The 15010-nt window shown below is 36.8% G+C and carries 13 protein-coding genes; 11 read left to right on the top strand and 2 right to left on the bottom strand.

The annotated features are described in order from the left end of the window. Window positions 1–228 precede the first annotated feature (228 nt). Window positions 229–1410: a galactokinase gene (locus J2Z40_RS11555; RefSeq protein WP_066400532.1), complete on the top strand. Its 1182-nt coding sequence runs from the start codon at window positions 229–231 to the stop codon at window positions 1408–1410. Between the two features lie 284 nt (window positions 1411–1694). On the opposite strand, the gene J2Z40_RS11550 is transcribed toward J2Z40_RS11555, so the two are convergent. Continuing rightward, entirely contained in the window at window positions 1695–2870 is a 1176-nt protein-coding gene (locus tag J2Z40_RS11550) for an ROK family transcriptional regulator (protein WP_066400533.1), read from the bottom strand. 243 nt (window positions 2871–3113) lie between these two features. Between J2Z40_RS11550 and J2Z40_RS11545 the strand changes: the two genes are divergently transcribed. From J2Z40_RS11545 to J2Z40_RS11510, 8 genes are all read left to right on the top strand, one after another. After that, entirely contained in the window at window positions 3114–4478 is a 1365-nt protein-coding gene (locus J2Z40_RS11545) for an MFS transporter (protein WP_083954056.1), read from the top strand. Further along, entirely contained in the window at window positions 4462–5484 is a 1023-nt protein-coding gene (locus J2Z40_RS11540; protein ID WP_083954057.1) for a DUF2804 domain-containing protein, read from the top strand. Before J2Z40_RS11545 ends, J2Z40_RS11540 begins: the two co-directional genes overlap by 17 nt. Beyond that, window positions 5478–7244, top strand: coding sequence for a glycoside hydrolase family 2 protein (locus tag J2Z40_RS11535; protein WP_083954058.1), 1767 nt, complete (start codon window positions 5478–5480; stop codon window positions 7242–7244). Before J2Z40_RS11540 ends, J2Z40_RS11535 begins: the two co-directional genes overlap by 7 nt. Before the next feature lie 63 nt (window positions 7245–7307). Then, complete coding sequence (locus J2Z40_RS11530; RefSeq protein ID WP_066400534.1) at window positions 7308–7712, top strand: hypothetical protein; 405 nt, start codon at window positions 7308–7310, stop codon at window positions 7710–7712. Window positions 7713–8219: 507 nt separating this feature from the next. Then, a complete protein-coding gene (locus J2Z40_RS11525; protein ID WP_066400536.1) occupies window positions 8220–8918 on the top strand; it encodes a response regulator transcription factor in 699 nt (232 codons plus the stop codon). Further along, window positions 8915–10276, top strand: coding sequence for a sensor histidine kinase (locus J2Z40_RS11520; RefSeq protein WP_066400538.1), 1362 nt, complete (start codon window positions 8915–8917; stop codon window positions 10274–10276). Before J2Z40_RS11525 ends, J2Z40_RS11520 begins: the two co-directional genes overlap by 4 nt. 52 nt (window positions 10277–10328) lie before the next feature. Continuing rightward, window positions 10329–10964 (top strand): PepSY domain-containing protein, encoded by a 636-nt coding sequence (locus J2Z40_RS11515; protein WP_083954059.1) that lies wholly within the window; start codon window positions 10329–10331, stop codon window positions 10962–10964. Between the two features lie 118 nt (window positions 10965–11082). Beyond that, entirely contained in the window at window positions 11083–11646 is a 564-nt protein-coding gene (locus J2Z40_RS11510; RefSeq protein ID WP_066400539.1) for a PepSY domain-containing protein, read from the top strand. An 88-nt stretch (window positions 11647–11734) separates the two neighbouring features. Here J2Z40_RS11510 and J2Z40_RS11505 read toward each other — a convergent pair whose 3' ends face one another. Continuing rightward, window positions 11735–12280: a TetR/AcrR family transcriptional regulator gene (locus J2Z40_RS11505; protein ID WP_066400540.1), complete on the bottom strand. Its 546-nt coding sequence runs from the start codon at window positions 12278–12280 to the stop codon at window positions 11735–11737. 171 nt (window positions 12281–12451) lie between these two features. Between J2Z40_RS11505 and J2Z40_RS11500 the strand changes: the two genes are divergently transcribed. Further along, window positions 12452–13885: a DHA2 family efflux MFS transporter permease subunit gene (locus J2Z40_RS11500; RefSeq protein ID WP_066400541.1), complete on the top strand. Its 1434-nt coding sequence runs from the start codon at window positions 12452–12454 to the stop codon at window positions 13883–13885. 240 nt (window positions 13886–14125) lie between these two features. Beyond that, on the top strand, window positions 14126–14965 hold the full coding sequence (locus J2Z40_RS11495) for a phosphate ABC transporter substrate-binding protein (protein ID WP_066400544.1): 840 nt from the start codon (window positions 14126–14128) through the stop codon (window positions 14963–14965). The last annotated feature ends 45 nt before the right edge of the window (window positions 14966–15010 follow it).

The raw sequence follows: 15010 nt of genomic DNA, 5'->3' as shown, positions 1-15010 counted from the left end.
CAGATTTTTTAGGGCTTCCCATAAGTTTAGCAAACTTGTAGGAACTCCTTTTTTAGTTCACGAAAAGAATCCACCTATACTTTATATTCTTTCATATCAAATTGCCTCCAAGAAAGAAATATAGTAAACTTACAACAACTTAATTAAAATAATTTATTAAGACGAGTAAATAATCTCTAAAATACTTTCTTCTAAAAATGAAAATGACATTTACTATTTGGAGGCTCTATGAATAGAACAGCCGATTTAATTTATCAATTTCAAACGATTTTTCATATAACAGAAATACCAAGGATCTTTTTTGCCCCAGGAAGAATTAATCTAATAGGAGAACATACGGATTACAATGGGGGACATGTATTTCCTGCCTCAATTTCTTATGGAACTTACGCTTTAGCAAGAAAACGGGACGATCAGAAATTACGGTTCTATTCTATGAACTTTCCAGAAATAGGCATAATTGAGTGTGATTTATCTAGTTTAGAATGGAAGGAATCTGATCATTGGGGGAATTATCCGAAGGGAATTGTTCATTATATCAATGAAACATCCGAAGGGATCAATAAGGGTGTGGATATCCTGTATTATGGAAATATTCCTAACGGTGCGGGACTTTCTTCTTCTGCTTCGATTGAATTAGTGACAGGCGTTGCTTTACTTTCATTATTTGATCTGCCAATCAAGCGAATTCCATTAATTCAGCTTTGTCAAAAGGTAGAGAATCAGTATATCGGTGTGAACAGTGGGATTATGGATCCGTTTGTGATTGGGATGGGGAAAAAGGATCACGCTCTTCTATTAAACTGCCAAACATTAGAATACGAATATGTCCCAATTGTTTTGAAAGACTACTGTGTTATGATTATTCATACGAATAAGGAACGAAAATTAGCAGCATCTAAATACAATGAGCGTCGTACACAATGTGAGAAGGCGCTCAATGATTTACAAAAGGAACTCCCAATCAGTAGTTTAGGTGACTTAATGCCAGAAGAATTTGAGGAGCGTAAGCATCTTATTCAAGGTGAAATCAATAGAAAGAGAGCCAAGCATGCTGTTTACGAGAATGCACGTGCATTAAATGCACTGGAGAAGCTAAATCAGGGTGATCTTCTCGCTTTTGGAAAGTTAATGAATGAATCACATCTTTCCTTAAGAGATAATTATGAAGTAACAGGGCTTGAACTGGATACAGTAGTACATGCTGCTTGGGCGCATGAAGGAGTCATTGGTGCACGCATGACCGGAGCCGGGTTTGGCGGTTGCGCAATTGCCATTGTAAAAAAGGACAAAGTGAATGACTTTAAGAAACATATTCAAGCTAGCTATCGCAAAAAAGTTGGCTACGATCCAACTTTCTATACAGCCACAATCGGTGATGGTGCGAAGGAATTGACAAAGGTCAGATGATTATGATGCAAGTGCAGGGCTCAGTGAAAAAGCTATGAATGTGGAGTTAATAGACGTGGCAGACAAAATTTAGAATCAAGTGATGAATATATTTAGATTAGATTCTTTTCCTAAAGAGACTGTGCAAATAACCGATTTCAAACCTATTGGAGGGAATAACGCATTTGTTATTGAAACGAATATTATTGAGGATGTTTTGATGAAAAGGAAATGTCGGCAGCTAATAGTAGTTTCCTTTTCTTAAATAGTATAAAAAAATAGGCTGAACACTTTTTGAATAAGGTTCAGCCTATTAATATTGGTTCAAATAATTCAATTAATATTAATGATACAGCACCTAATATAGTAGCATCATTTCCTAATTTTGTAACTATGACATTCGTATGCTGTGCTTCATTTGTTAATACTCTCTCATCAATCGCTTCAAGGAGAGCGGGCATGATGAATTTCTCGCTAAGCATAACTCCTCCACCTAATACAATAATACTTGGATTGACAAGATGAATTAAATTCGTTAATCCGATTCCAATAATCCTTCCTGTATCCCTAAGTAAGTCTATGCAGAATGGGTTCCCGTTTTCGGCTAATTCAAAAATATCCTTGCCTGTTAATTTCCCTACATGGTCTTTCAGTTGTTCTCTTCCACGTTCGGCAATGGCTTCTCCACTTACTAAGGTTTGCAGGCAACCGCGGTTTCCACATTCACATGTTTTTCCGTTGATATCGATGGTCATATGGCCAAATTCTCCTGCCATACCTTGTGCTCCATGGTACAGCTTTCCATTCAACACAATACCAGCGCCTACACCCCGCCCGATATTAACAGCAACCGTGCTTTCGAAATCACCAAGCCCCCCAAACCATGATTCGCCAAGTGCCATAGCTCGTGCATCATTTTCAACCTTTACCATTAAGTTAAATTCCTTTTCCAACTGTTCTCTAATTGGAACATTCCTTAAATTTAAAATTGGTGCAACTAATGATGTTCCAGACTCAACATCAACAACTCCGTGCATAGCAACACCAATGCCAATCATTTGCTCCTCATCAAGTTGAGATTCTTTTATTAAGTTATAGATATTGTCTTTTAAAATGGCAAGGAACTGTTCATTTGTTAATGGTCTTGTCAGCAAATATGAAGTTCTCTCGAAAACTTCACCAGTTAAGTCTGTCAGTATACAGTCCACTTTTTCTGGACCGACATCAACCCCGATAACATATAAAGAATTTGTATTTATATGTAGCAAGGTAGGTTTACGTCCGCCGCTTGAATGACCAAGCTCACTTTCCCTAACCAGTCCTTGTTCGATAAGTTCCTTGACAATACTACCGACAGTGGGAGGGGTGAGACTTGTTTCCTTAGCAATCTGTGCGCGTGAGATAGGTTCAGATGTCCGTATTTTATTTAATACAATGGACTTGTTAACGGATTTCATCAATTGAAATGTTCCACGTTGCATAGAAAATCCTCCGATCATTCAATGAGTAATATATGTAATTAATTATAGCATATACTTTATAAATTAATTTAATTAATATATTAAACTCCTGTAAAAACTATGTTATAATACTTTTAAATTGTTAGAAAAATTAAAATAATCATTCAAAACTTACAAGTTGGACAGACAACGATAGGATAGTTCTCACAAGTAGGTTAGTAGCAGACATAAACATAAACGTCAAAGGTGGTGGAGGGGAATAATATGGCCTTAAATAATGTGAAAACAGTGAACGAAAAGGATTATACCTATATGAATAAAATATCTCCTCGGAATTGGCTAATATTTATTGTTTTTGGTTTAATCGGACAGATCGCTTGGACTGTAGAAAACATGTATTTAAATCTATATATTTATAAAACAGTCACTTACAATCCTGATGCCATTGCGATTATGGTTGCAGCTAGTGCGGTTGTAGCAACTCTTACAACACTAACAATGGGGGCGTTATCGGATAAAGTAGGGAAAAGAAAAGTTTTTATGTCCGTTGGCTATATTATCTGGGGCATCTCCATTATTGCTTTTGGCTATATCTCAAAAGAGACAGTTGCTGTTATTTTTCCAGGCAGCAATGTAATCGTAACGACAGTGATCATTATTATTCTATTAGATTGTTTAATGACGTATATTGGTTCAACTGCTAATGATGCAGCCTTCCAAGCATGGATTACAGACGTAACAACACCTGCAAATCGTGGAAGAGCAGAGGGGCTGCTTGCCACGATGCCATTATTGGGGATGCTAGTTGTATTCGGTGTATTAGACTCATTTACTCAGCAAGGTAACTGGAAGTTATTTTTCTGGATTATTGGGCTTACCGTAACTGCAGCAGGTATTATTAGTATTTTTCTAATTAAAGATCGTCCGATTGAAAGGAAGGACTCTCATTACATCCAAGATTTAATATATGGCTTTCGCTTATCTACTATTAAAAACAATATGATGTTATACATTATTTTTGGTACAGTTTGTCTTTTAGGAATTGCCCAACAAGTATTTTTGCCCTATTTCATTATTTACTTTGAGTTCTTTATCGGGATTGCGGACTATGCGATTTTATTAGGTATCGTCTTAATACTCTCTTCCGTTATCAGTATTATTGGCGGACAGTTTGTAGATCGATATGGAAAGAAGAAGTTTCTATTGCTATCTGTCCTTTTATATATTTTGGGGATGTTCACTTTATTCATCCTTGGAAGAACGAGTGCAGATCATATGACACTCACTTACATATTTACAATTATTTTTGCAGTAGTCATGATGGGTTCTTATTTAGTTTCGATGGTTATTTTAAATTCAATGGCTAGAGACTTATTACCTGTTGCCCATATTGGCGTGTTTTCTGGGATACGGATGATCTTTTTTATTATGATTCCAATGGTGATTGGTCCATTTATAGGATCAACAATCATTAAAAATAGTCAATTTACTTATACGGATGAGTTTGGAATAAGCCAATTGGTTCCCACGCCTGAAATCTATTTGGGAGGGGCAATTATAGGATTGCTAGCATTAATCCCGATATTTTTGATTTTGAAAAGGATGAATAAAGATGATGAAACAATTTGAAATAACAAAAGAAGGGGACTTGCTTGATCAAAAAGGGCGAGTGAATCAAGCGGGATATGCAAAGGATCTAGTCCTTCGCTATAACCGAGAGATGGTCAAGGCGTCTAAGTGGAGAATAAAAGAGTGGGATTATTATTTAATAGGGAATAAGGATTTTGCCGTATCATTAACGGTTGCTGATAACTCGTATATGGGATTGGCTGGTGCTCAGTTTTTTGATTTTGTTCAACAGAAAAAGCTTGATTTTTCAAAGATTATTCCTCTTACAAAGGGAAAAATGAATTTGCCTACTCATAGTGAAAAGGGAGATATAATCTATCAAAATCAAAAGGTATCTATCCATATTCAATCATTTGACACGCATAAAAGGCTTTATTGTAAAATACCAAATTTTGATGGGAGTCGTGCGTTTGAGCTAGATGTGAACTTGTTTTACCAGAATCAGGATTCAATGGTGATCGCAACGCCATTTAAAGAAAATGAAAAAGCTTTCTACTACAATCAAAAGGTGAATAATCTTGAAGCGGCAGGCAGGTTGAAAATAGGCGAGACACAGTATAACTTGGATCACATGATGGGCGTATTGGATTGGGGAAGAGGCGTTTGGACCTATGATAATACTTGGTATTGGAGCTCGGCTTCAACGAAACTAGCAGATGGTTCGTTATTTGGCTTTAATCTGGGATATGGTTTTGGAGATACGAGCAAGGCGACTGAAAATATGGTTTTTTATCAAGGGAAAGCATATAAACTGAATGATGTTGATTTTGGCATTCCTGCTTCAAGCTATTTAAATACTTGGCATTTTACCTCAAGTGATCAAGCAATCGATTTGAAGTTTGAACCTATTTACGATAATCGTACGGATTTAAATGTAGGTGTAATTAGACAGGATGCTCACCAGGTCTTTGGTTTATTTAGCGGCTATGTTGTGATTGATCAAGAGAAAAAAATTGGGGTGAATCAGCTATTTGGATTTGCTGAAAAGGTGCGATTTAAATGGTAGGTGAAAGCATGAATCAGCTCTATACAGTGTGGGGAGAAGACTTGAAACAAGATCATGTGTTACAAGAATATCCAAGACCACAAATGAAAAGAGACAGTTACTTGAACCTTAATGGTTATTGGGATTATGCTATTAGTGAATCTGAGGTAGTTGATAGCTATGATGGGGAAATTCTTGTTCCCTTTTCACCAGAAAGTGTTCTTTCTGGTGTTCAGCGTGTAGTTACTCCAAACGATTATTTGTTTTATTACAAAGAGGTAGTTTTACCTAATGATTTTATGAAGGATCATATATTGCTTCATTTTGGAGCGGTTGATCAAATCTGTGAATTGTGGATTAATGACCAATATGTAGGGAAGCATATCGGTGGATTTACTCCTTTTCATTTCGATATTACCGATTATGTGATTGGATCACAGTTTGCTGTAAAACTGCGAGTAAAGGATGTTACAGATACAAGCTATCATCAAACAGGAAAACAGCGAATAGACAGAGGAGGCATCTGGTATACGCCGCAATCGGGAATCTGGCAAACTGTATGGATAGAGAGTGTGCCAAGTAATTATATCCAAGCATTAAAGCTGACTTCATTATTTGATGAGAAAAAAGTGAAAATCGAACTGCAAAAAGCAGGCACTGGACTCGTTAAGGCTGAAGTGTATTTTGGAAATGAACTAGAAGGAACCACTGAGTCTGAAGGGGATGAGATCATTATTTCCGTTCAGCATCTCTATCCATGGACACCAGAGACGCCTAATCTTTATCAAATCAAGCTAATTTACCATGAGGATATAATCGAAAGCTATATTGGCATGCGTCATATCGAAAGGAAAAAGGATGAGCATGGAATCTTTCGTTTCTATCTTAATCATCAACCTTATTTTCAATCAGGTGTTTTAGATCAAGGATATTATCCTGATGGATTATTAACGCCGCCATCTGATGAAGCGATGATATATGATATTGAGAAAATGAAGGAAATGGGATTTAATATGCTTCGTAAACATATTAAGATTGAGCCATTAAGATGGTACTATCATTGTGATCGGCTAGGTATGCTAGTCTGGCAGGATATGATTAATGGCAGCGAACGGAAGGATATTATTTTTCACGGGTTATTGGCGAATCTAGGTGTGCACCTAAAGGATCATCGATACAAATTATTTGGCAGGAAAAACGAAACCGGGAGAAATCAATTTCTTACTGAACTTGAAGAAATGCTTGTACATTTACAATCAGTTACATCCATCGTTACTTGGGTACCTTTCAATGAAGCGTGGGGGCAATTTGATGCAGTGAAGGTGGAAAAAATGGTAAGAAATTTTGATCATACGAGATTAATAGATCATGCGAGTGGGTGGTCTGATCAATATGTTGGCGATTACTATAGCAGACATACGTATTTTACAAAGCTAAGGTTTAGGCGAAAGCATGGGGGAAAACGCATCAGTGCTTTAACGGAGTTCGGCGGGTATAGTTTACCGATTAAAGGGCATCGATTCCATGATGAATCTATTTTTGGCTACAAAAAATACGACACAGAAATGAAACTGGAAGAGGCGTACACGGATCTTTATCAGCAGCAAGTGGTTCCACAAATAAAGAATGGACTTTCTGTATTAATTTATACACAACTTAGTGATGTGGAAGATGAGATGAATGGTTTACTCACATATGATCGTAAAATCAACAAAATGTCCACCGAAAAAGTTAAGGAAATAAATGAATTATTGTATTCCACCTTTCATAAACAATTTTGATAGTAAAGTGTCTATAATCCTTTAGTGGTATAATGATTATATCAATGAAAGGGGAAATGAAAGTTGGAAAAAGAACAAGTTGTTTTCTTATCAAATGAGCTGGAACAAGCAAATCTCTCTTTATTTAACGTAAAAAAATTAGATACAACCGTTAAAAACTTCCTGCCAGGTTTTCAAAAGGGAAAAGAAGCTATCGCTGGTTTTGAAGTGACAAAGCGGGAGAATAATAGCAGCTATCTCTTTACTTTCATACATACAGGGGAAAACTATTATTTAGTTATCTATTCGCAAAATAAAAAAGCGATGGCAGAATTGAAGAATATAGAAATGATTGATGGCAACCCGCACATCGTTTGGAAATATAGTCCAGCAAAGCGAGATGGGAAGAACCAAGAACGAAAAGATTATTTTACAAAAAACTTTGGCCGAGGCCATTCGCCAAATCCCCATTCCAAAGTCTTCTACTGATATAGAAACATTTATTGTTGCGCTCTTTGATCTTTGCGAACATCGTCTTGAAGCAGATCAAATGGGTGAAGGAAAATAAAATGAATAGAATAGAATAGAATAGAAGCTTCCCATAGGTTGAGTAAACTTGTGGGAAGTTTTTTTGTTTTACTCTTTTGGCTGTTTTCTTAAAGATTGTTGTTTTTAAATCAATTGTTAGAATGAATGCTTTACCAACTAGGTCGGTTGATTGGAGCGGAAGGTGCGAGACTCCTGCGGGATGTGTAGGACAGCTGAGACTCCACAGTAGCGATTGCTCCGAGGAGGCTCAGCGCCTACCCCGCGGAAAGGGAGCAAGCTGGAGCGGAAATCAACTTTTACCAACTTTATCTTAATATGTAACAATGTTTGCAAAAATAGCCATTCTTTTTAAAGGTGTTTGAAGGCATATCATGTTGTCTCGTTGAATGTATGATGATGAATATGTTAAAAAGAAGATGTATAATTTGATGAAATTGTGAGGTTAACATGGATAAGCCAAAAATTTTAATCATTGAAGATGAGGAAAAGATTGCCCGTGTTTTAGAGCTTGAATTGACTTATGAAGGGTATGAGGTCCAAAAGGCTCTGGATGGTTTGGAAGGTTTTCGGTTGTATCAAAAGGAATCTTGGGATTTGATTTTACTTGATGTGATGTTACCAGGGATTAGCGGGATTGAAGTGTTGCGGCGAATTCGTTCAAATGATCCACATACGATTGTAATTATGTTGACAGCTAAAGATTCTGTTGAGGATAAAGTGTCTGGCCTCGATCTTGGTGCGAATGATTATATGACTAAGCCGTTTCAAATTGAAGAGCTGCTTGCGCGCATCCGTGCTAGCATGCGCGTTCATAAGCAGTCTGTTGTAGGGGAATTTAATCAGGACTGGATTATTGTCGGTGATTTAAAGTTAAATGAAGTGACGAGAGAAGTTCTGCGAGGTGAAATGAGCATCGAACTGACGCCACGAGAGTTTGATTTACTGGCATTTTTAATGAGCCATTCTCGACAAGTGTTAAGACGAGAACAATTATTAAATCATGTATGGGGATACGATTACTATGGCGACACAAATGTAATTGATGTTTATATTCGTTACTTGCGTAATAAAATTGATAAGCCCTTTCATTCGCCATTGATTCATACAGTTAGAGGAGTCGGCTATGTGCTGAAGGAGTCAAAATGAAGCTGCGAAATAAAATAAATTTGTATACATCCGTTTTATTCATTTGCTTACTCATTTTAATTAATTTTTCTATTTATCTCTCTTTTAGTAGAGTGATGATGAATAGTGAATTAGAACGCGCGATTGCAGAAGCGAAACAAGCAATTAACGGCATTCAAACGGTCGATGCTTCCGTACCACTTGAGGATATTTTACGGGCATATGTTCCAATCAATGGGATGTTGCGGATTGTTCAAGAGACAGGAAAAGCAGAAGCAACTGTGACAGCATCGGGTCAAACGATGCTTCGGGACGAATTAGCCTTTACTTATCAACAAAAGGAAGTGCAAAGCATTATTGAATACAACAATCTTCCGTATGCTTTTGTAACCATTCCAATGATTTCTCGTGAGGGGGCGGTTGTGGAATTACAAGTAACGGAAAATCTGAATTCAACAGATGAAATGCTAAATCGCCTCCGAATTGTTCTTGTGATTGGTACGATTTTGGCAATGATCCCCGTCTTGATTTCTTCCTGGCTACTAAGTAACTTTATTACTAGACCGATTTCATCCATGATTTCAACGATGAAGGATATCAAGGGAAGTGGCCAATTCAAACGAATTCCCTTGCCAAAAAAGTCAAAAGACGAACTTTATCTAATGGGTGAAGGGTTTAATAATATGATCGAACTTTTAGAAGTGAATTATGAAAAACAAGGACAGTTTATTTCAAATGCGTCTCATGAATTAAAAACCCCACTAACAGTAATCGAGTCATATGCTTCATTGTTAAAAAGAAGAGGGAAAGATCAACCAGAATTATTTGATGAATCCGTTCAGGCCATTCATTCAGAAGCTATTCGAATGAAGGATTTGACCGAGCAATTGTTGCTGCTTGCCCGTAATGAAGATAAATGGTTGCTCGATGTGAAGGAGCTGCATTTAAATCAAATCGTCGATGAGTCAATACGTTCCTTTCAGAAAGCTTATAATCGTGACATTGAATATAAGCAAGAGGCTGAAATAATTATTAAAGGGGACCTTCAAAAATTTAAACAGTTGTTTTTCATTTTTATGGACAATGCGAGGAAATATAGTGAAGAAATAATTACTGTGAGAATAACAAGGAATGACCAAGGAGCCATCGTTGAAATAGTGGACCGCGGCATTGGGATCCCGGCTGCTGATTTAGAAAAAGTATTCGATCGTTTTTACCGAGTGGATAAAGCCCGTTCAAGAAAAACAGGCGGCTTCGGTTTAGGATTATCTTTAGCAAAAGAAATTGCAGATGTACTTGGTGTTACAATTACTTTAGATAGCATAGAAGGACTTGGCACAACGGTAAAAATTAATTTTCCTGCACCTAGTTCTCATTAAATTCTCATTTTCATCGTGTACAATTTTATAAAAATGATATGGAGTGAGAAAAGTGGGCGGTTTGAATAAAAAGAAATTTGTGATTGGCGCAGTTATCCTTTTGGCAATCATGTTTGGTGTTTGGCAAGTATCGAACAAGATGACTTCGGCAGAGCCTCTTACCGCTGAACAAGCTACTAGTAAGGTAAAGGAACTTTATAGCGGTCAGATTGTAGAGGTAAAGGAAGGCGAAAATTTATATTTGATTACGATACAATTGGAAACTGGTACGTATGATATTGAGATTGACCGCCATTCTGGAGATATTGGCAAGCTGACACAGACAACAACAGACCTTGTGAGCAACGAAAAGGTGAAGAAAGAGCCTCACGATGATTCATCATCTACTCTCCCTAACGACTCTTCAGTGGAGAAGCCGAAGGAGAAAGATCCTTCGGGGGAATCAGAATCTAAGCAAGAAAAAAAAGATTCAACTGCTGCTGAAAAACCGAAGCTACTAACTGAGAAGGAAGCAATAGCGATCGCTCTCAAGGAGTTAAATGGAGAAGTAGATGATGTGGAGCTAGAAAGCCAAGGAGGAATCACTTATTATTTAGTAGATATTGAACGGGAAGATAATGAGGATGAGGCTACGATACAAATTAATGCGGTTTCTGGTGAGATCATGTCAATCGTTTGGGACGATTAGCATTTGTAAAAATGAAAGACATCTTTCTATTTTCTCATCAATTTCTCATTTTGCTATTAAGAAACCCTCATTTTAGTTGTCTATAGTATAGATATACTAAAAAAGGAGGTACAGCAAAATGAAAAAACGAAATGTACTGATTGCCGGAGTAGCTGGTTTCATTTTATTAGGTGGAGCGATTGGAGTAGGCGCATTAACAGATTCCACTCAAGGGTCAGGGAATAACCTAATGACGGTAAAGAAAGCAGAAGAAAAAGCATTAAATGAAGTAAAAGGGATTATTGAAAGTGTTGAACTTGAGAATGATAATGGCCAGCTTAAATATGAAGTGGAAGTTCAGGATCTAAATGGCCATGATGATATTGACATTGATATTGATGCGAAATCTGGGGAAGTCATCAAAGTGGATCAAGGTGATGACAAAAATGAAAGCAAAGATGCTCCTATTTCCATCAAGAAAAACGATCTTACGAAAAAGCTAACAAAAAATGAAGCAATTGCCATTGCGACAAAGGAAACGCCTGGCAAGGTAGTAGATGCAGACTATGACGATGGCGAATATGAAATTGAAATCCATACAGCGACACATGAAGTAGAATATGAAATCGATGCAAGAACTGGACAAATCTTAGAAAAAGATATGGAAAAGTTTGATGATGACGATGATCGTTATGATGATTAATAGAGGCTACTAAGTGATTGAAGCTTGCCAATAGGCAGGCTTCTTTTCTTGATCTCTCCAAACAAGTTTGAAAGCTATTCTGACTAATCTAATGTCTCTTCGTCATCCATATCGACATTTGTCCTGCAATATATTCAGAGCTATAATGTTTTCCATCGCGAATCCACCACATTAAAATACCTAGAATGGAGGAGGCAATAATATCTTTTGAAACAGCATCTTCGCTTGCTACTTTTCGCAGATCTCTTCTAGCTTGAATGAAATCCACAATAAAATGATGAAGCTTCATTTGGAATGCTCTTTCCTCAAATAACACAGATAAGTATCTTCGGTGTTGATAAAAATAATCCAAAAAGGTTAGCAGCTGTTCATCTAAATTAACTCTTTCTTCCTGCAGTAATGGGGATAATTTTTCAGTTAGATCATCGATAAGATCATATACTACATGCCTCAATAAATCTCGCATATCTAAATAATGCAAGTAGAATGTAGCACGATTTAATTCGGCCTTAGCCGTTACTTTCTGAACCGTTAGTTCTTGTAAACTTTGAGACTCCATTAATAATGATTTAACAGCTTCCTTTAATAAACGTTTGGAGCGAATGGCACGTGGATCTTCTTTTTTTATAGACATTTTTTATTTCTCCTTTATCTATTAAACAACCACTTTTGCGACATTTTTTAGGGAGATGTTGTATAGTTAACGGTTTATTAAAATATGTTGGTGGTTTCTTCATAAAAATGTTGTTACAATTCATTTTATCGTCATTGTGTTGATAAAGTAAATGGGAGGTCTTACGTTTCTATGGCGCAACAAATAAATAAGAAAGTATTAGTATTTGTGTTGCTCCTTGGTGGTTTTTTATCGATATTAAACCAAACACTTCTAAATGTTGCTTTAAGTAAATTCATGGAAGTGTTTGATGTTGGTGCGACAACCGTTCAATGGTTAGCAACAGGATTCATGCTCGTTAATGGTGTATTAATTCCCGTTACGGCATATTTAATGAAGCGTTTTTCTACACGGCAATTATTTATTAGCTCGATGTTATTATTATTAGTTGGTTCAATTATTTGTGCAATTTCAATGAATTTTACGATTTTATTAATAGGACGTATGATTCAAGCTGCGGGTGCTGGGATTATAATGCCACTCATGATGAGTATCGTTATGTTTATTTACCCGCCTGAAAAAAGAGGCAGTGCCATGGGCCTGATAGGGCTTGCGATGATTTTTGCTCCAGCGATCGCACCAACGTTATCTGGCTTTGTTATTGAATATGCATCATGGCGCTGGTTGTTTATCGGTTTAATTCCACTCGTTGGAATCGTTATCCTATTAGCATTCAAATATTTAATTAACGTATCTGAAGGATCGAAGGCAGAATTGGATGTACGAAGCGTCATTCAATCAACATTAGGTTTCGGACTCGTACTATATGGATTCAGTAATGCTGGCGGTCACGGCTGGGATGATGTGCTTGTATTAACAACGATTATTGCAGGTGTTTTAGTATTAGTATTATTTACGATACGTCAATTACGCGCAAGTGATCCGTTCTTAAATGTACGTGTATTTCAAAACAAAACATTTACAATGACATCGTTCATTAACATTATCATAACGATGATGTTATATGCCGATATGATTTTACTGCCGATTTATTTACAAGATGGCCGGGGCTTTACTGCATTTGATGCAGGATTATTATTATTACCGGGAGCGATTATTAACGCGATTCTATCTCCTGTTACTGGGAAAATGTACGACCGATTCGGTGCGAAGCCATTATTCATTATTGGTTTGCTTTTTGTTATTCCTTCCATGTGGGTCGTAACAGACTTAACTGAAACAACCACATTTTCATTTTTAATGATTCGTACGATTTTCTTGCGTATCGGTTTAAGCTTTATTACGATGCCACTGAATACAGCAGGTTTAAATGCGTTATCGAAGGAACTTGTTACACATGGCACAGCCGTAAATAATACGGTTCGTCAAATTGCAGGGGCCATTGGCACAGCAGTTGTCGTCACTATATATACATCAAGAGCTACAAATTATGCAGGTGATTTAGCCAATCAAGGTGTGAGTGAAGGAATAAAGGAATGGGCATCCATTTTTGCTTCCAGTGATTCATACTACTTCATGATGATATTAGCGATAATTGCACTTGTAATTACCTTTCTAACACCAGTGAAAAATCCTAAGTCATCTGAAACATCAACGGAGCTGTAATAAGAATATTCAGCTTGACCACTTCCTAAAAAGAAAGGAAGTGGTTTTTTGCTTTTTTCTGAATGAAAAATATTTAATTGTAATGTTTTTGATGTTTTATTAGAAAGCTAAGAATGAACAATATACTTCACCTCAAACTTTACAAAACTTTTACAAAACATTCATTAAGAATTTACGTACAAAGTGTATTCTTTACATTTGGAATAGAAGTAACCAATCGATCATCTTGGGGGTTTAGTAATGACTTTTATTAGAAAGACGGCAATTGGATTATTGGTGCTATTCACAGTAAGTGCCCTATCAGCATGCAACAATAGTAATAATAAAACGGATTCATCAAATGATCGTACGAATAGAATTTCGATTTCAGGATCGACATCAGTAGGGCCATTGGCAGAAAAAATTGCTGACAAATACATGGATACAAATGATGTGAAGATAGAAATCAATCAGATCGGTTCATCAGCTGGAATTACGAATGCTACAAGTGGTGTGTCAGAGATTGGCATGTCATCCCGTGATTTGAAAGAAGAAGAAAAAGCAAGCGGTCTTGTTGAGACAATCATTGCGTACGACGGAATTGTTGTTGTCACTCACCCTGCAAATAAAGTGAAGAATCTGACGATGGATCAAGTGAAGCAAATTTTTACAGGAGAGGTTTCGAACTGGAAAGAACTTGGTGGAGAAAATTTGGAAATCGTCGTTGTTTCCCGTGAGGATGGATCAGGCTCACGTGAAGCCTTTCAAGAGATTGTAGGTTATTCTTCCGGCGAATTAATTCGAAATGCGATTATTGCAAGTGGAAATGGGAATATAAAAACGACGGTTGCGATGAATAAGCATGCTGTTGGATTTATTTCATTTGAATATATTGATTCTTCCATTTCAACGATCGATATTAGTGGAGTGAAAGCAACGGCGGAAAATGTATTACAGCAAAAGTATAGCCTTTCCCGTCCATTCTTGTTTGCGCATAAGGAAGATCACTTAACAACCGCTGGACAACAGTTCATCGAATATATTTTAAGCCCAGAAGGTCAAGATATTGTAGAAGAAGTTGGGGCTATTCGTGTAAAATAACAGTTTTATCAAATAGACATAATCATTTGTAAATGCGAGCTTGGA

The sequence above is a fragment of the Cytobacillus eiseniae genome (assembly GCF_017874625.1).
Taxonomy (GTDB): domain Bacteria; phylum Bacillota; class Bacilli; order Bacillales; family Cytobacillaceae; genus Cytobacillus; species Cytobacillus eiseniae.
Note: the sequence above shows the minus strand (reverse complement) of the source record. Positions and strands in the feature narration are given on the sequence as shown.

Coding starts and splice junctions, on each gene's coding strand:
- J2Z40_RS11500 (WP_066400541.1), top strand. CDS start 12,452: ATGGCGCAACAAATAAATAAGAAAGTATTAGTATTTGTGTTGCTCCTT.
- J2Z40_RS11495 (WP_066400544.1), top strand. CDS start 14,126: ATGACTTTTATTAGAAAGACGGCAATTGGATTATTGGTGCTATTCACA.
- J2Z40_RS11525 (WP_066400536.1), top strand. CDS start 8,220: ATGGATAAGCCAAAAATTTTAATCATTGAAGATGAGGAAAAGATTGCC.
- J2Z40_RS11505 (WP_066400540.1), bottom strand. CDS start 12,280: ATGTCTATAAAAAAAGAAGATCCACGTGCCATTCGCTCCAAACGTTTA.
- J2Z40_RS11550 (WP_066400533.1), bottom strand. CDS start 2,870: ATGCAACGTGGAACATTTCAATTGATGAAATCCGTTAACAAGTCCATT.
- J2Z40_RS11510 (WP_066400539.1), top strand. CDS start 11,083: ATGAAAAAACGAAATGTACTGATTGCCGGAGTAGCTGGTTTCATTTTA.
- J2Z40_RS11535 (WP_083954058.1), top strand. CDS start 5,478: ATGGTAGGTGAAAGCATGAATCAGCTCTATACAGTGTGGGGAGAAGAC.
- J2Z40_RS11520 (WP_066400538.1), top strand. CDS start 8,915: ATGAAGCTGCGAAATAAAATAAATTTGTATACATCCGTTTTATTCATT.
- J2Z40_RS11545 (WP_083954056.1), top strand. CDS start 3,114: ATGGCCTTAAATAATGTGAAAACAGTGAACGAAAAGGATTATACCTAT.
- J2Z40_RS11555 (WP_066400532.1), top strand. CDS start 229: ATGAATAGAACAGCCGATTTAATTTATCAATTTCAAACGATTTTTCAT.
- J2Z40_RS11540 (WP_083954057.1), top strand. CDS start 4,462: ATGATGAAACAATTTGAAATAACAAAAGAAGGGGACTTGCTTGATCAA.